General features: G+C 59.3%; 1 pseudogene. It reads left to right on the plus strand.

The features are described from left to right. Positions 1–1029, plus strand: a pseudogene (locus HMPREF2924_RS21820) (transcriptional regulator); the annotation flags it as partial.

The raw sequence follows: 1029 nt of genomic DNA on the forward strand, positions 1-1029 counted from the left end.
AAGTCGGCATCCTCCTGCTGGACACGTCTATACGCCGGTGAAGGGATCGACTTCGAAATGATGTTCCAGGACACTCTGGCGATCTTCGACAGTAGCCCTGACGAATTCATTTTCGAGCGTTTCCAGGACGAACTCATCGACCAGATGAAGCGGCCCCTGGGCCTGCGTTATGACCAGATTCTGCTCGAGATCACCAACGGCCAGCAGGAACAGCGCCGGGGCACTCTGATCGACCTGCCCGCACCTACCGCACCACCTGAAATTCCACCAGTAGGGCAGGAAAGTCCTGCTGCGTCGACTACTGGACAAGCACAATCACAGAGCCCCGCTGCCGGCCTCCAAACGTCCAAGATCAATAGCCTCCCGGGTAATCCCTCTACCCCGCCAACTCCGCCGCTACCTGTACAACAGCAGCAACTGACCGACGAGGAGCGTGCTGAGCTCTTGGCAGGTCATATCGTGAGCCCGGTATCCACAAAGATCCAGCAGACTCGCCAACGGCTGGCCGCTCTCGAGGGTGAACATCTACCTGTCTTCGAGGAAACAGCTCTGCAGGCAATCCCAGTGCAAGTCGGCGGCCTGCACCCGATCACCGATCTCTGGTACATCGAGCGGTCGATCGATACCCCCGAGATCCTGCGACAGCACATCGCTGATCTGGCTGAAGAGATCGCTCTGCATGTCGGCGCCCCAGGAGAGATCGTCAGGATTCAGGGCGGTGTGGGTTACACGTATCGCGAGCCCAATGAAGACCCTGAGATTACTGATTCAGCGCTGCACCTCATGACGCTGCTTCAAGCGCTCAGCGGCCAGGTCCAAGTCGTCCTGAACTCACACGACCAGCAGACCTGCCGCGACGCCCTGGGCGAGTTTCAATTCTCAGCTGGCCTCGCTCAGTTGCTGCTGGGCCAACCCACCACAGGCGATCAGCCATCCAGCCAGGCAGGCCGTCTCAATGACGAAGCCCTGGTGAAACTGTTCCGGATCATTCGTCTTGCCCGACGCCTGGTTGACCTTGAGCTGCCGCCG

Origin of the sequence: Pseudomonas sp. HMSC063H08 (assembly GCF_001813645.1) — a bacterium.
Lineage (GTDB): Bacteria > Pseudomonadota > Gammaproteobacteria > Pseudomonadales > Pseudomonadaceae > Pseudomonas > Pseudomonas aeruginosa.